This is a genomic window from Pseudomonas gessardii (genome assembly GCF_001983165.1).
GTDB lineage: Bacteria > Pseudomonadota > Gammaproteobacteria > Pseudomonadales > Pseudomonadaceae > Aquipseudomonas > Aquipseudomonas gessardii.
The window spans coordinates 80,356-94,892 of sequence record NZ_MNPU01000006.1 but is presented as its reverse complement, the minus strand read 5'-3'; the positions used below and the strand labels follow the sequence as shown (position 1 = coordinate 94,892).

The following is a 14,537-nucleotide window of genomic DNA, read 5'->3' as shown; positions in this document are numbered from 1 at the left end:
GGACCGGTGTGAGAGCTGGCTTGCCTGCGATGGCGGTGGGTCAGATGTACCGCTATCGCAGGCAAGCCAGCTCCCACATAGGCTCGGCAGCGCGGCTTAGTCCAGGGTACGGGGCAGTTGCAAGGTCACCCGCAGGCCACCTTCGCGCAAATTCTGCAGGCTCACTTCGCCGCCATGGCTGTGGGCAATATTGCGCGCAATCCCCAACCCCAAACCATACCCCTGCTGCTGCCCCGCCAGGCGAAAATGCGGCTCGAAGACCTGCTCCAGACGCTGCTCCGGCACGCCCGGCCCCTCGTCATCCACATGCAGGATGAACTGCGCGCCATCGTCTTCGATACGCAGATGGGCGTTCTGCCCGTACTTCAAGGCATTGTCGATCAGGTTGCCAATGCAGCGCTTGAGCGCCAACGGCTTGCCCGGGTAGGCCGTCAACGCCCGGCCGTGCTGGGTCACCCGGCCATTGCCGTTGGGCGCCAGGTACGGCTCCACCAGGCAGTCGAGCACATGGTTGAGGTCCACCGGCTCGATGTTCTCGTGGATGTCGGTGTCCTTGACGCACTGCAACGCGCCCTTGACCAGCAGCTCCAGCTCATCCAGGTCACGGCCGAACTTAGCTTGCAGCTTTTCATCCTCCAGCAACTCCACCCGCAGCCGCAGGCGGGTGATCGGGGTGCGCAGGTCGTGGGAAATGGCACTGAACAACTGGCTGCGCTCGGTCAGGTAGCGGCTGATCCGCTCGCGCATGGCATTGAACGCCCGGCCCACTTCCACCACTTCGCTGCCGCCGCCTTCGGCCACCGGCTCCACGTCGGCGCCCAGGGACAGGTCCCGCGCCGCCCGGGCCAGGCGCTTGAGCGGCCGGCTTTGCCAGTGCACCAGCAAACCGATAAACAGCAACAAAAAGCCGCTGGTCAACACGATAAACCACACCTGCTGGGAGGGCAGGCCTTGTTCTTCGAGGCTGGTGTAGGGCTCGGGCAGCAACGAGGCGATATACAGCCACTCGCCGGCGCCCAACTCGATCTGCGTCACCAATACGGGGGGGTTGACCGGCTCCAGGGTCAGGGCGTAATGCGCCCAGGAGCGTGGCAGTTCATCGAGTTTCAGGCCGGCATTGAAGATGCGCAGGTCTTCGGCACTGACAAACTCCACCGAAAAATGCACGTCACTGCCCAGGGCCTGGCGCAGCACGTCGTCCACCACACCGAGCACCGCCTGTTTGCGCGGGGTTTGCGGCAAGATCTGCATATCCAGCGGCTTGTCGTTGAGCGTCACCACAAAACGCGTGCCGCCCATGCTGCGCAACTGGTCGAGTACCAGCGGCCGATAAGCCACCGGCAGCGAGCGGAAATAGCTGACGCTGGCGGTCATCGAATGGGCCAGGCTACGGGCGCTGGTGACCAGGCCTTCAAGCTGGGTAGCGCGCAGTTGCGACACCCAGATCACGCTGGATAAGGCCTGGGCAAACAGCACCGCCAACAGGGTCAGCAGCAGCATGCGCCCCAGCAATGAACGCGGGACCGGAATGCGCCGGCGTTCAGTGGGCATTGCTGGCAACCACATTGGCTGCCAGTTGGTAACCACTGCCACGCACGGTGCGGATCAGCCGCGGCGGTTTCTCGGTATCGCGTAGGCGTTGTCGCAGGCGGCTGACGGCCATGTCGACAATGCGGTCGAGGGGCATCAGGTCACGGCCACGGGTGGCATTACCGATGGTGTCGCGGTCAAGGATTTGCTGGGGGTGATCGAGGAACAGCTTGAGCAGGGCAAAGTCGGCCCCGGACAGGATGACTTCCTCGCCATCGAGGTGAAATAGCCGATGGCTGATCATGTCCAGCCGCCACTCATCGAACACCAACACATCGCCGCCGCTGCGTTCCTGGCCAAACTGGCAGCGGCGCAACAGGGCCTTGATGCGCGCCTGCAGCTCACGGGGGCTGAAGGGTTTGCCGATATAGTCGTCGGCGCCCAGCTCCAGGCCGATAACCCGGTCGGCTTCGTCGGAGCTGGCGGTGAGCATGATGATCGGCACCTGGGCCTGGCGCGGGTGTTGACGCACCCAGCGGCAGAGGCTGAAGCCATCCTCATCGGGCAGCATCACGTCAAGGATCACCAGGTCGCACGGTGCTTCGTCCATGGCTTGGCGAAACCCCGCGCCATTGGGCACGCCCCGCACCTGGAAGCCGGCGCGACTGAGGTAGGTTTGCAGCAACTCGCGGATTTCCTCGTCGTCGTCGACGAGAAGAATGGATTTACTGATTACGCTCACGGGGGCCTCCTTGTTGTTATGGGGTGCTCTCTAGGACCCCATCGCGGGCAAGCCCGCTCCCACATCTTGATTTGTGAACACCATCAAATGTGGGAGCGGGCTTGCCCGCGATAGGGCCATCACTGCCTACGCAAATGCCTGCTCCAACGCCACACCGGCCCCGGTCAACCCGGAATACGGCGCCGTCACCAACCACACCGGGATACCCTTGAAGTAGTCACTCATGCAGCCTTTGTCCGCAAAGCTCTTGGCAAAGCCACTGTTGATAAAGAATTCGGCAAACCGCGGGATCACCCCGCCCACGATATACACGCCACCCCGGGCGCCGGTGGTCAGCACGTTATTGCCGGCCACGCGGCCCAGCCAGATGCTGAACTGGTCCAAAACCTCCATCGCCACCGGATCACCCGCCAGCCCGGCGGCGGTAATCGCCTCCGGGGTTTCCAATACCGCCGGGTGGCCGTCCACCGCGCAGATCGCCCGGTACAGGCGGGGCAAGCCGCCGCCGCTCAGGGCGGTCTCGGCGCTGACATGCCCGATCTCGTTGTAGATGTGCTGCCACAACTGGGTTTCCCGTGGGCTGCTCAGGGGCAGGTCGACATGCCCGCCCTCCCCCGGTAGCGCCACCCAACGGCCTGCCCCCATATCCAGCAGAGTGCCCACGCCCAGCCCCGTGCCCGGGCCGATCACCACCGCCGGGCGCCACGGCTCCGGCGTGCCGGCGCAGACCACGCGGTACTCATCGGGTTGCAGGCGGGTCATGCCCAGGGCCATGGCCGAGAAGTCATTGACCAGCAACAGCTCGTCCACTTGCAATGTCCTGCAGAACGCGGCCTTGCTCAGGCGCCAATGGTTGTTGGTGAACTTGAACTCATCCCCACTGACCGGCCCGGCCACCGACAGGCACACCGCACCAATGGAACCCGGCGCCAGGCCTTCCTCGGCGAGGTAGGCCTGGATCGCCTCTTCGGGGCTGGCGTGATCCGCCGTGGCCTGCACCCGGATCGAATGCAGTGCCTGGTCCCGCCACAACGCAAACCGGGCGTTGGTACCGCCAATATCACCAACCAGTGCAAGTTTCACTTGAGTGTCTCCAGGGCAGAGGTAAAGGCGCTGGCGCCCTGCTCTGCGGAGCTTGCGGCCAAGCGCATAAATGCAAACAGCTCGCGACCGGCCCCCACGTTATTGCCCAACAGGCCCGTGGCCGGCGCGCGCGCTGCAAACTCTTCGGCGTCCACCTTAAGCTCCAGGGTGCCTTTGACGCCATCGACGCGAATGATATCGCCATCCTTGACCCGCGCCAGCGCCCCACCGCGCTGGGCTTCGGGGCTGACGTGAATCGCAGCGGGAATCTTACCCGAGGCACCGGACATGCGTCCGTCCGTCACCAGCGCGACCTTGAAGCCACGGTCCTGCAGCACACCGAGGAACGGCGTCATCTTGTGCAATTCCGGCATGCCATTGGAGCGCGGGCCCTGGAAGCGCATCACGGCGACAAAATCCTTCTCCAACTGGCCGGCCTTGAACGCATCGGCCAGGTCCTGCTGGTCCTGGAACACCACGGCCGGCGCTTCGACGACTTGATGTTCGAGGGCCACCGCCGAGACTTTCATCACCCCGCGGCCGAGGTTGCCTTCCATCACCCGCAGCCCGCCTTCCGGGGAGAAGGCGCGGGCCACCGGGCGCAGGATGGTTTCGTCGAGGCTTTCGATCGGGCCTTCGCGCCAGATCAGTTCGCCGCCCACCAAAAACGGTTCGCGGGTGTAGCGGCCCAGGCCATGGCCGGCGACGGTGTTGACGTCTTCGTGGAGCAGGCCGGCTTCCAGCAGCTCGCGGATCAGGAACGACATACCGCCCGCCGCCTGGAAGTGGTTGATATCGGCCTTGCCGTTCGGGTAGACGTGGGACAGGGTCGGCACCACTTCCGAGAGGTCGGCCATGTCCTGCCAGGTAAGGATAATGCCCGCCGCCATGGCGATGGCCGGCATATGCAGGGTGTGGTTGGTCGAGCCGCCGGTGGCGTTGAGAGCAACAATGGAGTTGACGATGGATTTTTCGTCGACGATCTCGCCAATGGGCGTGAAGTTGCCATTGGCCTTGGTCAGGCGCGTGACCTGGTGCGCGGCCTCACGGGTCAGCGCATCGCGCAGCGGCGTGTACGGGTTGACGAACGAGGCGCCCGGCAGGTGCAGGCCCATCACTTCCATCAGCAGCTGGTTGGTATTGGCGGTGCCGTAGAAGGTGCAGGTGCCGGGGCTGTGGTAGGACTTCATCTCCGATTCCAGCAACTCTTCACGGCTGGCCTTGCCTTCGGCATAGCGCTGGCGCACATCGGCCTTCTGTTTGTTGGAGATCCCCGACGGCATCGGCCCACCCGGCACGAAGATCATCGGCAAGTGGCCATAACGCAGGGCGCCCATCATCAGGCCGGGGACGATCTTGTCGCAGATCCCCAGCATCAACGCGGCATCGAACATATTGTGGGACAGCGCTACCGCCGTGGACATGGCAATCACTTCGCGGCTCAGCAGGCTCAGCTCCATGCCCGGCTCGCCCTGGGTCACGCCGTCGCACATGGCCGGGGTGCCGCCGGCAAACTGGCCGACCGAGCCGACCTCGCGCAGGGCGCTTTTGATCTGTTCCGGGAAATGCTCGTAGGGCTGGTGCGCCGAAAGCATGTCGTTATATGACGAAACAATTGCCACGTTGGCGGCATTCATCATCCGCAGGCTATTTTTATCTTCAGTGCCGCACCCGGCCACGCCGTGGGCAAAGTTGGCGCATTGCAGCTTGCCGCGCATCGGCCCGTCGCTGGCCGCGCCGCGAATCAGCGCAAGGTACGCCTCACGGGTAGCGCGGCTACGGGCGATAAGGCGTTCGGTGACCTCAAGTACGCGGGGATGCATGTGTAGAACTCCAGGCTAACGGATGTGGCGACCTGAGTGTCTATGCTGATCAAACGCCCACCGCTCATGGGATGGCAGGGAGTCGCTCGGATCATCGGACCAGTTGATTCAGGTCACTCGTTGTAGATTGAACAAAATATTGCCACTAAAAAGGCTTGTTTTCTATTTTTATGCGAATAATCTTGTAATTCTTACAACAAATCGACGACAGGCGCTTTCAAATGACTCTTCGGATTGCAATCAATGGTTTTGGCCGTATTGGCCGCAACGTCCTGCGCGCACTTTATACCCAAGGTTACCGCCAGGATTTGCAGATCGTCGCCATCAATGACCTGGGCGACAGTTCGATCAATGCCCACCTGCTCAAATACGACACCGTCCATGGCACTTTCGATGCAGAGGTGGCCCACGATCAGGAAAGTCTGACCGTCAACGGCGACCGGATTGCCGTGAGTGCCATTCGCAACCCGGCCGACCTGCCGTGGGCTGCACACAAGATCGACGTGGTATTTGAATGTACCGGCCTGTTCACCGACCGTGACAAGGCCGCCGCCCATCTTAGCGCCGGTGCGCGCAAGGTAATCATCTCGGCCCCGGCCAAGGGCGCGGATGCCACCGTGGTCTACGGGGTAAACCATGACATTTTGCGTCAATCGCACCAGATCATCTCCAACGCCTCCTGCACCACCAACTGCCTGGCGCCGGTGGCCCAGGTGCTGCATCGCGAACTGGGGATCGAAAGCGGCCTGATGACCACTATTCATGCCTACACCAACGACCAGAACCTGACCGACGTCTACCACACCGACCCCTACCGCGCCCGCTCGGCCACGCAGAACATGATCCCGAGCAAGACCGGCGCCGCCGAAGCGGTGGGCCTGGTACTGCCGGAACTGGCAGGCAAGCTGACCGGCATGGCGGTGCGGGTGCCGGTGATCAACGTGTCGCTGGTGGACCTGACCGTGCAATTGAAAAAAGAAGCCACGGCAGACGAGGTCAACGCGCTGCTCAAAGAAGCCAGCCAACACTCGAAAATCCTCGGCTACAACACCCTGCCGCTGGTTTCCAGCGACTTCAACCATAACCCGCTGTCGTCGATCTTCGACGCCAACCACACCAAGTCCAGCGGCAAGCTGCTCAAGGTCCTGGCCTGGTATGACAACGAGTGGGGCTTCTCCAACCGTATGCTGGATAACTGCCTGGCGCTATGTAACGCCGAGTAACTCCCTGTGGGAACCGGCTTGTGTGGGGGCTGGCTTATGTGGGAGCTGGCTTATGTGGGAGCTGGCTTGCCTGCGATGCAGACGGCGCGGTGTATCTGCCGCCCCCCAATGATGCAATCGCAGGCAAGCCAGCTCCCACAGGGATTCGTGCAGCTCATACATTCGCTACTTGCCATTTGTGTTGATGATAAGCATTATCATTAACTAGCAATCGGTCCGGTACCCCTGTGAGCCTATCTCGCTTCAACCAAGTCTTCCTCAGCCAACGGCTGGTGCTACTGCGCACTTTGCAGCGGATGGTGGATAACCACAGCACCGCCGAGGACCTGTTGCAGGAAACCTACCTGCGCGTCACCCGGGCCCTCAGCGAACGACCGATTGATCACCTCGAACCTTTCGTGTTCCAGACCGCGCGCAACCTGGCCCTGGATCATCTGCGCGCGCGGCGGATCCAGTCCCGTACCTTGCAGGAAGATGTCCCGATGGATGTCCTGCAAAGCGTCGCCTCCCCGGTCACGACGCCCGAAGACGCCGCCCACGCCGAGCAACTGCTGGAGCACCTGAGCGTCAGCCTCGGGCAGTTGAGCGCCCGCCAGCAGCAGATCTTTATCCTCAGCCGCCTGCACGGTTGCAGCTATCAAGAGATCGCCGACCAATTGCAGGTGTCGTTGAGCACCGTGCAAAAGGAACTGAAATTGATCATGGCCATCTGCATAGGTGTAGCCGCACGGCTCGATCACCCTTAAGCTTTGTCGGTAAAAGCTGACAGACATGTCACAACAGCTCTTGAATAAAACGTGGCGAAGACCCGAGGAACACCGTGACGGACCCGAACAAACTGCGCCCCCATGAGCTGGCTCATGAGGTGTTGCAACATGCGGCCATGGATCAAGCCCTCGACTGGCTGATCGCGTTGCAGTGCCCGCAGCCTGGCCAGCAAATCGCGTTCCAGGCCTGGCTGGATGCCGACCCGAGTCACGCCCAAGCCTTCGCCAAAGCCCAGGCCGCCTGGGGCGGTGCGCCGGTGCACAGCGCCGCCGTAGCCCTCAATGCGCCGCGCAAGCCCAGCGCCTGGCGGCGGATCAAGCCGCATTGCAAGCCCCTGGCCACGGCGGCGGTGTTGCTGCTGGGGCTGTTCAGCTTCAGCAACCTGCCGGTGCGCCTGCAGGCCGACCACTTGACCGTGGTCGGTGAGCGCCAGCGCCTGCAACTGGAGGACGGCTCCAAGGTGCTGCTCAATACCAATTCGGCGTTCTCCAGCACCATCGACGAGCATCAGCGCATCGCCCGCCTGTATCAGGGCGAGGCGTTTTTCGAGGTCGTGGCCAACCGTGGCCTGCCCCTGCAAATCGACGCCGGCCCGGTGCGCGCCAGCGTCAGCGACACGGCGTTTGCCGTGCGTTACCTCAACGGTGAAGCGCAGGTGCAGGTGCAACGCGGGGATGTCGACCTGAGCACCCCCTCCGGCAACAACCGGGTGCGCCTGAGCGCCGGCGAGAGCATCCGCGTCGGCCCCAAGGGCTTCGGCCAACCGGCCAAGCTCGATGCCACCAAGGAACTGGCGTGGGTCCAGGGCCGGCTGATCTTTGAAAACTGCCCGATGAGTGAAGTGCTGGCTGAGCTGCGGCGCTATTACCCGGGCTGGATCGTCAACACCAATGAGCAACTGGCCAGCGTCGCGGTGACCGGTAATTACCGCCTGGACCAGCCCCTGGACGTGGTGCGCTCCCTGGCCCACATCACCTCGGCCAAGCTCTCGGAGTTCCCCGCGCTGGTGATTCTCAACTGAGAATAATTATTTTTACTCGATAGCTGCTGCTGGTACGTCTCGTCTTAGCCAATGCAACTGATTCCTATTTGATTCAGGCTCGCAACTATAAGACTCGTCCCTCGGAGCGCTCTCGATGTCCTCTCGTTTCAACCGCCGGTCCTCTTCGCCCACGCTGTGCCTGCTGACCGCCGCCATCCTGCTGGCGGGCGGCCCGGTGCTGACGGCCACCGCGGCCGAACCCGCTGCGCGCAACCATGCCAATTACAGCTTCAGCATCGAGCAGCAACCCCTGGTGTCAGCACTCAACGCCTTTACCGCCGTCACCGGCTGGCAGATCGGCCTGCCCGCCGAACTGGGCCAAGGGGTTTCCTCCCCGGGCGCGCGCGGTTCGCTGACCCCGGAAAAAGCCCTGGACCGGCTGTTGGTGGGGACCAACCTGAACTACCGCAAACTGGGCAATAACAACATCGTGCTGGAAAAGCGCACGGCGGGCAGCGCCATCACCCTGCAACAAATGACCATCAGCGCCACCCGCCAGGAGCAGAGCGTCGACAGCGTGCCCAGCACTGTCACCGTGCATGGACGCGAGGAACTGGACCGCCAGAACGTCAACACCATCCGCGAACTGGTGCGCTACGAGCCAGGTGTCTCGGTCGGCGGCGCCGGCACCCGCTCCGGTAATTCCGGCTACAACATCCGTGGGATCGACGGTGATCGCATCCTCACCCAGGTGGACGGTGTAGAGGTGCCGGACAACTTCTTCAACGGCCCGTACGCCAAGACCCGCCGCAACTATGTCGACCCGGAAATCGTCAAGCGCGTGGAAATCATCCGCGGCCCGGCCTCGGCCCTGTACGGCAGCAGCGCCATCGGCGGCGCCGTCAGCTACTTCACCCTCGACCCGGACGACATCATCAAACCCGGCCAGGATGTGGGCGCGCGCCTGAAAACCGGCTACAGCTCGGCCGACGAAAGCTGGCTGACCTCCGGCACCGTCGCCGGGCGGCTGCAGGACTTCGATGGCTTGCTGCACCTGAGCCAGCGCAATGGCCACGAGATGGAGTCCTACGACGGCAACAACGCCACCGGCCTGGCCCGCACCGGCGCCAACCCCGAAGACGTGCGCACCACCAACGTGCTGGCCAAGCTGGGCTGGAACTACGGCGAAGACAACCGCCTGGGCCTGACCTACGAGAAGTACAAGGACGACCGCGACATCAACCAGAAAAGTGCAGTGGGCGGGATCTTCCTCGAAGGCCAGGGCATGAATATGTACCGCGACCGTCGTGGCAACGACACCATCACCCGCGAACGCTTTGGCCTGGAAAACAAGTTTTCCCTCGACTCGCCGTTTGCCGATCACATCAAGACCAGCCTCAACTACCAGATCGCCAAGACCGATCAGGCCACCAGCGAAATCTATCAAGCCGGCCGCCGCGTACTGCGCACCCGCGACACCCTCTACGAAGAAAAGCAGTGGGTGTTCGACGCCCAGTTGGACAAGGCCTTCGTCATCGGCGATACCGATCACCTGCTGACCTACGGCACCACGCTCAAGCAGCAGAAAGTCACCGGCTCCCGTGAAGGCGCAGCCACCTGCCTGGCCGTCGGTGCCGGCTGTACCGCCATCGGCGCACCGAGCCCAGCCCCTGCCGACAGCGTGAAAAAAGCCAGCGACTTCCCGGACCCGACCATCAACAGCTATGCGCTGTTCGCCCAGGACCAGATCAGTTGGAACAACTGGACCGTCATGCCCAGCCTGCGCTACGACTACATCCAGCTCAAACCCAAGCTGACCGAAGAGTTCCTCAACACCACCGACCCGGACCGCAAGTACCCCCACAACGACTCGAATAAAACCTGGCATCGCTTCTCGCCAAAGCTGGGCGTGACCTACGCGCTGACCGAGCAGTACACCTGGTTTGGCCAGTACGCCGAAGGGTTCCGCACGCCATCGGCCAAAGCGCTGTACGGGCGCTTTGAAAACCTTGGCGAAGGCTATGTCGTCGAGCCCAACTCCAACCTCAAGCCAGAAACCAGCAAGAGCTATGAAACCGGGATCCGTGGCAATTTCGACGCCGGCAACTTCGATGTCGCGGTGTTCTATAACAAGTACCGCAATTTTATCGATGAAGACAACGCCGCGCTGGGCCCGACCGGCACCATCTTCCAGCCGGGCAATATCAAGCGCGCCACCATCAAGGGCATGGAAGTCAAAGGCCGCTTGAACCTGGACGCCTTCGGCGCGCCACAAGGCCTGTACACCAAGGGTGCGATTGCCTACGCCCACGGGCGCAACGACGAAACCGGCCAGCCGCTGAACAGTGTCAACCCGCTCAAGGGCGTGTTTGGCCTGGGCTACGACCAGGACACCTACGGGGCGCTGGTCAGTTGGACCCTGGTCAAGAAACAGGACCGGGTCGACAGCGCCACGTTCTTTACCCCAACAGGCATCAAGGCCAACGGCCCGTTCAAGACCCCGGGCTTTGGCGTCGTCGACCTGACCGGTTTCTACAAAGTCACCGACGACCTGACCGTCAACGGCGGCCTGTACAACCTGACCGACAAGAAATACTGGAACTGGGATGACGTGCGCAGCTACGACGGTGTGGGTGAAGCCGGCGTGACCTCGCCGGCCAGCCTGGACCGCCTGACCCAGCCAGGGCGCAACGTTGCGATCAACCTGATCTGGGACATCTGACCCATGCAGCCCCGCCTCGCCGGTTTTATCGCCGGCCGGGGGTGAGGATTTTTTACTGTGACGCGTCTTCTTGTTCGTCTAGTAATAACAGCCTGGCAATAAGGCGCTTTTCCTTCTCAAGGACATCCCATGACCGCTTCCACCACCGCAGAACGCGCAAGCCTGCGCTCCCAGCGCCTGAACCAGATCACCCACGAGCCGCATACCAAGCTCGATGCCCTGGTCAAGGCTCACGCCCCGTTTGAAACCCAGGCCAACTTCGCCCGTTTCGTGGTCGCGCAGTACCTGTTCCAGTCGGAACTGGTAGCGCTGTACAACGATCCCGAGCTGATCAAGCTGGTGCCGGACCTGGCCGAACGCTGCCGCGCCGACGCCGCCAAGCTGGACCTGGCCGACCTGGAAACCGCAGTGCCAGCCCCGGTGGCCGGTGCCGTGCAGAACCCGAGCAAGGCCCAGGCCCTGGGCTGGCTGTTCGTGTCCGAAGGCTCCAAGCTGGGCGCGGCGTTCCTGATCAAGCGTGCCGTGGGCCTGGGCCTGAGCGAAACCTTCGGGGCCCGCCACCTGGGCGAGCCGGCCGGTGGTCGTGCCGAAGGCTGGAAGCGCTTCACCCGCACCCTCGATAGCCTGGAACTGAGCGCCGAAGAAGAAGCGGCGGCGGAGAAAGGTGCGGTGGATGCATTCGTACGCTTCACCGTATTGCTGGAACAGGCGTACGCTAGTGCCCCGGAACTGGCCTGATCCACTGTTGGAATGCAATTAATGTGGGTGCTGGCGTGTGTGGGAGCTGGCTTGCCTGCGATGCAGACGCCTCGGTGTATCAGTTAGACCGAGGCGATGCTATCGCAGGCAAGCCAGCTCCCACATAAGCCAGCTCTCACAACTTGATCGCATTCCAATTTGAAATCTTCGTACTCCATACCCATTGCTCCCATGACCGGCACAACCCAATCCCCCTCCAAACTCGCCCGAATCCTGTTCGGCCTGCTGGCCTACGTCAGCCTGGGGATCGGCTTGGTCGCGATTGTCGTGCCGGGCCTGCCCACCACCGAATTCATCCTGCTGGCCGCCTGGGCCGCCACCAAGAGTTCGCCACGCCTGAGCGCCTGGCTGGAAAACCACCGGCTGTTCGGGCCGATCCTGTTCAACTGGCGCAACGGCAAGATCATCGCGCGCCGGGCCAAGGTCAGCGCCACGGTGAGCATGCTGCTGTGTGCCGGGCTGATGCTGGTGATGCTCGATCACGGCTGGCCGATCTACCTGGCCATCGCCGGGATGGGCCTGGGCAACCTGTGGATCTGGTCCCGCCCTGAACGCCTGGCGCGCACCGTTGCCTGAGCGCGCTACCGCTCATCGCCTGCCCCTCATGAAATATCCGTCGGCGCCGATGTTGCGAACATAGCGCCGAATGGACTTGGCCGCTTTTCTGCTTGTATTCCAACAAGTCCAAACGCGAGTAATGCCATGTTCGACACCCTCTCGATCCGCTTGAAAATCGTGCTGCTGTCCGGCCTCTGCCTGTTGGGGGTGATTGCGCTGATCGTCAGCCTGAACCTCTACCAGTCCAGCCAGAACGACCAACTGGTCAGCGCCTCCAGCTCACGCATGCTCACCACCGGCGTGGAGAACCTGCTCCAGGCCAAGGCCGCCGAGCAGGCAGTCCAGGTCCAGAAAATTTTCGGCGAGAGCCTGTTGGCGATCACCGCCCTCGCCGATCAGGTCAAGGACTTGCGCAACATGGCCGCCAAGCGTTCGCTGGAAGCGGCGACCGTGCGCGAGGAACTCAACCAGCGGATCAAGACCACCTTCGAGCGTAATACCAAGGTGTTGGGAATCTGGCTGTCGTTTGAACCCAACGGCCTGGATGGCAAGGACAGCGAGTTCGTCAACGACAAGCTGCACGGTTCCAACGAGGCCGGGCGCTTTTCCAGCTACTGGAGCCGTGCCGGCGGTGAGAGCCTGAACACGGTGATGGTCGAAGCCGACATGAACAAGACCAGCCTCAACCTCAGCGGTACGCCCTACAACATCTGGTACACCTGCCCACGGGATACCCGCAGCGTTTGCCTGCTGGACCCGTACGCCGACGACGTCGCCGGCAAGTCGGTGCTGATGACCACGATCTCCCTGCCGCTGCTGGTGGATGGCAAGGTGATTGGCGTCGTCGGTGTCGATATTGCCCTGGATGCCCTGCAAGCAGCCGCCAATACCGCGCAAAAAGAGCTGTTCGGCGGTGCCGGGATCATGGAGGTGCTCTCTGGCAGTGGCCTGATTGCCAGCTACAGCGGCGAGCCGGACAAGGTCGGCAAGCGCATCGTCGATGTGCTCGGCGACGAAGGCAAAGAGCTCGTACAACTGATGGCCAGTGACACACGCATGGTCCGTGAGCAGGACGATACGATCCGCGCGGTGTACCCGGTCAAGCCGATTGCCGATGCCAAGCCCTGGGGCGTGGTGATCAAGCTGCCCAAGCAAGTGTTTCTGGCCGATGCACTCAAACTGCAGACGGTGCTCGATGCCGCTAGGGATCGCGGCACATTCCAGGCCTTGCTGGTGGGCGCCGTGGCCGGCCTGCTGGGCCTGTTGCTGATGTGGCTGACCGCCACCGGCGTGACCCGGCCAATCAACAGTGTGGCGGCGATGCTCAAGGACATTGCCAGCGGCGACGGCGACCTGACCCAGCGCCTGGCCTACACGAAAAAAGACGAACTGGGGGAACTGGTCAGCTGGTTCAATCGCTTCCTCGACAAGCTGCAACCGACCATCGCCCAGATCAAGCAGAGCATCACCGAAGCCCGCGGCACCGCCGACCAATCCTCGGAAATCGCGCGCCAGACCAGCGAAGGCATGCAGGTGCAGTTCCGCGAGATCGACCAGGTGGCAACCGCCTCCAACGAGATGAGCGCCACCGCCCACGATGTGGCCAACAGCGCCTCAAACGCGGCGAGTGCCGCCCGGGGCGCCGATCAATCGGCCCGTGAAGGCCTGGCGATTATCGAGCGCAGTACCCTCGATATCACCACCCTGGCCGAAGAAGTCAGCAAGGCGGTGACCGAAGTCGAAGCCCTGGCGGTCAACAGTGAGCAGATCGGCTCGGTGCTGGAAGTGATCCGCAGCATTGCCGAGCAGACCAACCTGCTGGCGCTCAATGCCGCGATTGAAGCGGCGCGCGCCGGGGAAAGCGGACGGGGTTTTGCGGTGGTGGCGGACGAAGTGCGCAACCTGGCCCGACGCACCCAGGATTCGGTGGAGGAAATCCGCCTGGTGATCGAACGCATCCAGAGCGCCACCCGCGGGGTGGTGACCACCATGCATTCGAGCCAAAGCCAGGCGCAGAGCAATGCCGGGCAGATCCAGCAGGCGGTACAGGCCCTGGGCAAGATCAGCGATGCGGTCACGGTAATCAGCGACATGAACCTGCAAATCGCCAGTGCTGCCGAAGAACAGAGCGCCGTGGCCGAAGAGGTTAACCGCAACGTTTCGGCGATCCGCACCGTGACCGAGACCCTGACCAGCCAGGCCACGGAATCGGCGGCAATCAGCAGCCAGTTGAATGCCTTGGCCAATCAACAGATGAAGTTGATGGATCAGTTCCGGGTGTAACCCCCCGGTTCTGAAAACAATGAAACACCCTATGTGGGGGCTGGCTTGTGTGGGAGCTGGCTTG

11 protein-coding genes and 1 pseudogene are annotated in these 14,537 nt (G+C 62.6%); 8 read left to right on the top strand and 4 right to left on the bottom strand.

Going from position 1 to position 14,537, the window contains the following annotated elements; all coding sequences use genetic code 11:
- Positions 1–96: 96 nt before the first annotated feature.
- The 4 genes from BLL38_RS06850 to edd all read right to left on the bottom strand — a co-directional run bounded on the left by BLL38_RS06850 (position 97) and on the right by edd (position 5,178).
- On the bottom strand, positions 97–1,551 hold the full coding sequence (locus BLL38_RS06850) for an ATP-binding protein (RefSeq protein WP_076961869.1): 1,455 nt from the start codon (positions 1,549–1,551) through the stop codon (positions 97–99).
- Positions 1,541–2,272, bottom strand: coding sequence for a response regulator (locus BLL38_RS06845; protein WP_076961868.1), 732 nt, complete (start codon positions 2,270–2,272; stop codon positions 1,541–1,543). Before BLL38_RS06845 ends, BLL38_RS06850 begins: the two co-directional genes overlap by 11 nt.
- 126 nt (positions 2,273–2,398) lie before the next feature.
- Positions 2,399–3,355, bottom strand: a complete 957-nt coding sequence (locus BLL38_RS06840; protein WP_076961867.1) for a glucokinase — start codon at positions 3,353–3,355, stop codon at positions 2,399–2,401.
- Complete coding sequence (gene edd, locus BLL38_RS06835; protein WP_076961866.1) at positions 3,352–5,178, bottom strand: phosphogluconate dehydratase; 1,827 nt, start codon at positions 5,176–5,178, stop codon at positions 3,352–3,354. Before edd ends, BLL38_RS06840 begins: the two co-directional genes overlap by 4 nt.
- Before the next feature lie 221 nt (positions 5,179–5,399).
- Between edd and gap the strand changes: the two genes are divergently transcribed.
- From gap to BLL38_RS31835, 8 genes and pseudogenes are all read left to right on the top strand, one after another.
- Complete coding sequence (gap, locus tag BLL38_RS06830; protein WP_076961865.1) at positions 5,400–6,401, top strand: type I glyceraldehyde-3-phosphate dehydrogenase; 1,002 nt, start codon at positions 5,400–5,402, stop codon at positions 6,399–6,401.
- 227 nt (positions 6,402–6,628) lie between these two features.
- Positions 6,629–7,147, top strand: coding sequence for an RNA polymerase sigma factor (locus BLL38_RS06825; protein ID WP_076961864.1), 519 nt, complete (start codon positions 6,629–6,631; stop codon positions 7,145–7,147).
- A gap of 74 nt (positions 7,148–7,221) precedes the next feature.
- A complete protein-coding gene (locus tag BLL38_RS06820) occupies positions 7,222–8,190 on the top strand; it encodes a FecR family protein (protein WP_076961863.1) in 969 nt (322 codons plus the stop codon).
- A gap of 115 nt (positions 8,191–8,305) precedes the next feature.
- On the top strand, positions 8,306–10,873 hold the full coding sequence (locus tag BLL38_RS06815; RefSeq protein ID WP_076961862.1) for a TonB-dependent receptor: 2,568 nt from the start codon (positions 8,306–8,308) through the stop codon (positions 10,871–10,873).
- A 129-nt stretch (positions 10,874–11,002) separates the two neighbouring features.
- On the top strand, positions 11,003–11,611 hold the full coding sequence (locus BLL38_RS06810) for a biliverdin-producing heme oxygenase (protein WP_076961861.1): 609 nt from the start codon (positions 11,003–11,005) through the stop codon (positions 11,609–11,611).
- 192 nt (positions 11,612–11,803) lie between these two features.
- Entirely contained in the window at positions 11,804–12,208 is a 405-nt protein-coding gene (locus BLL38_RS06805; protein WP_076961860.1) for a YbaN family protein, read from the top strand.
- Between the two features lie 126 nt (positions 12,209–12,334).
- Positions 12,335–13,615: pseudogene (locus BLL38_RS31840) on the top strand (methyl-accepting chemotaxis protein); the annotation flags it as partial.
- Between the two features lie 102 nt (positions 13,616–13,717).
- A complete protein-coding gene (locus tag BLL38_RS31835; protein WP_373562107.1) occupies positions 13,718–14,473 on the top strand; it encodes a methyl-accepting chemotaxis protein in 756 nt (251 codons plus the stop codon).
- The last annotated feature ends 64 nt before the right edge of the window (positions 14,474–14,537 follow it).

Bases quoted from the DNA above. Each gene is read 5' to 3' on its own strand.
- BLL38_RS06815 (WP_076961862.1), top strand. From the start codon at position 8,306: ATGTCCTCTCGTTTCAACCGCCGGTCCTCTTCGCCCACGCTGTGCCTG.
- BLL38_RS06805 (WP_076961860.1), top strand. From the start codon at position 11,804: ATGACCGGCACAACCCAATCCCCCTCCAAACTCGCCCGAATCCTGTTC.
- BLL38_RS06810 (WP_076961861.1), top strand. From the start codon at position 11,003: ATGACCGCTTCCACCACCGCAGAACGCGCAAGCCTGCGCTCCCAGCGC.
- BLL38_RS06850 (WP_076961869.1), bottom strand. From the start codon at position 1,551: ATGCCCACTGAACGCCGGCGCATTCCGGTCCCGCGTTCATTGCTGGGG.
- edd (WP_076961866.1), bottom strand. From the start codon at position 5,178: ATGCATCCCCGCGTACTTGAGGTCACCGAACGCCTTATCGCCCGTAGC.
- BLL38_RS31835 (WP_373562107.1), top strand. From the start codon at position 13,718: ATGCAGGTGCAGTTCCGCGAGATCGACCAGGTGGCAACCGCCTCCAAC.
- gap (WP_076961865.1), top strand. From the start codon at position 5,400: ATGACTCTTCGGATTGCAATCAATGGTTTTGGCCGTATTGGCCGCAAC.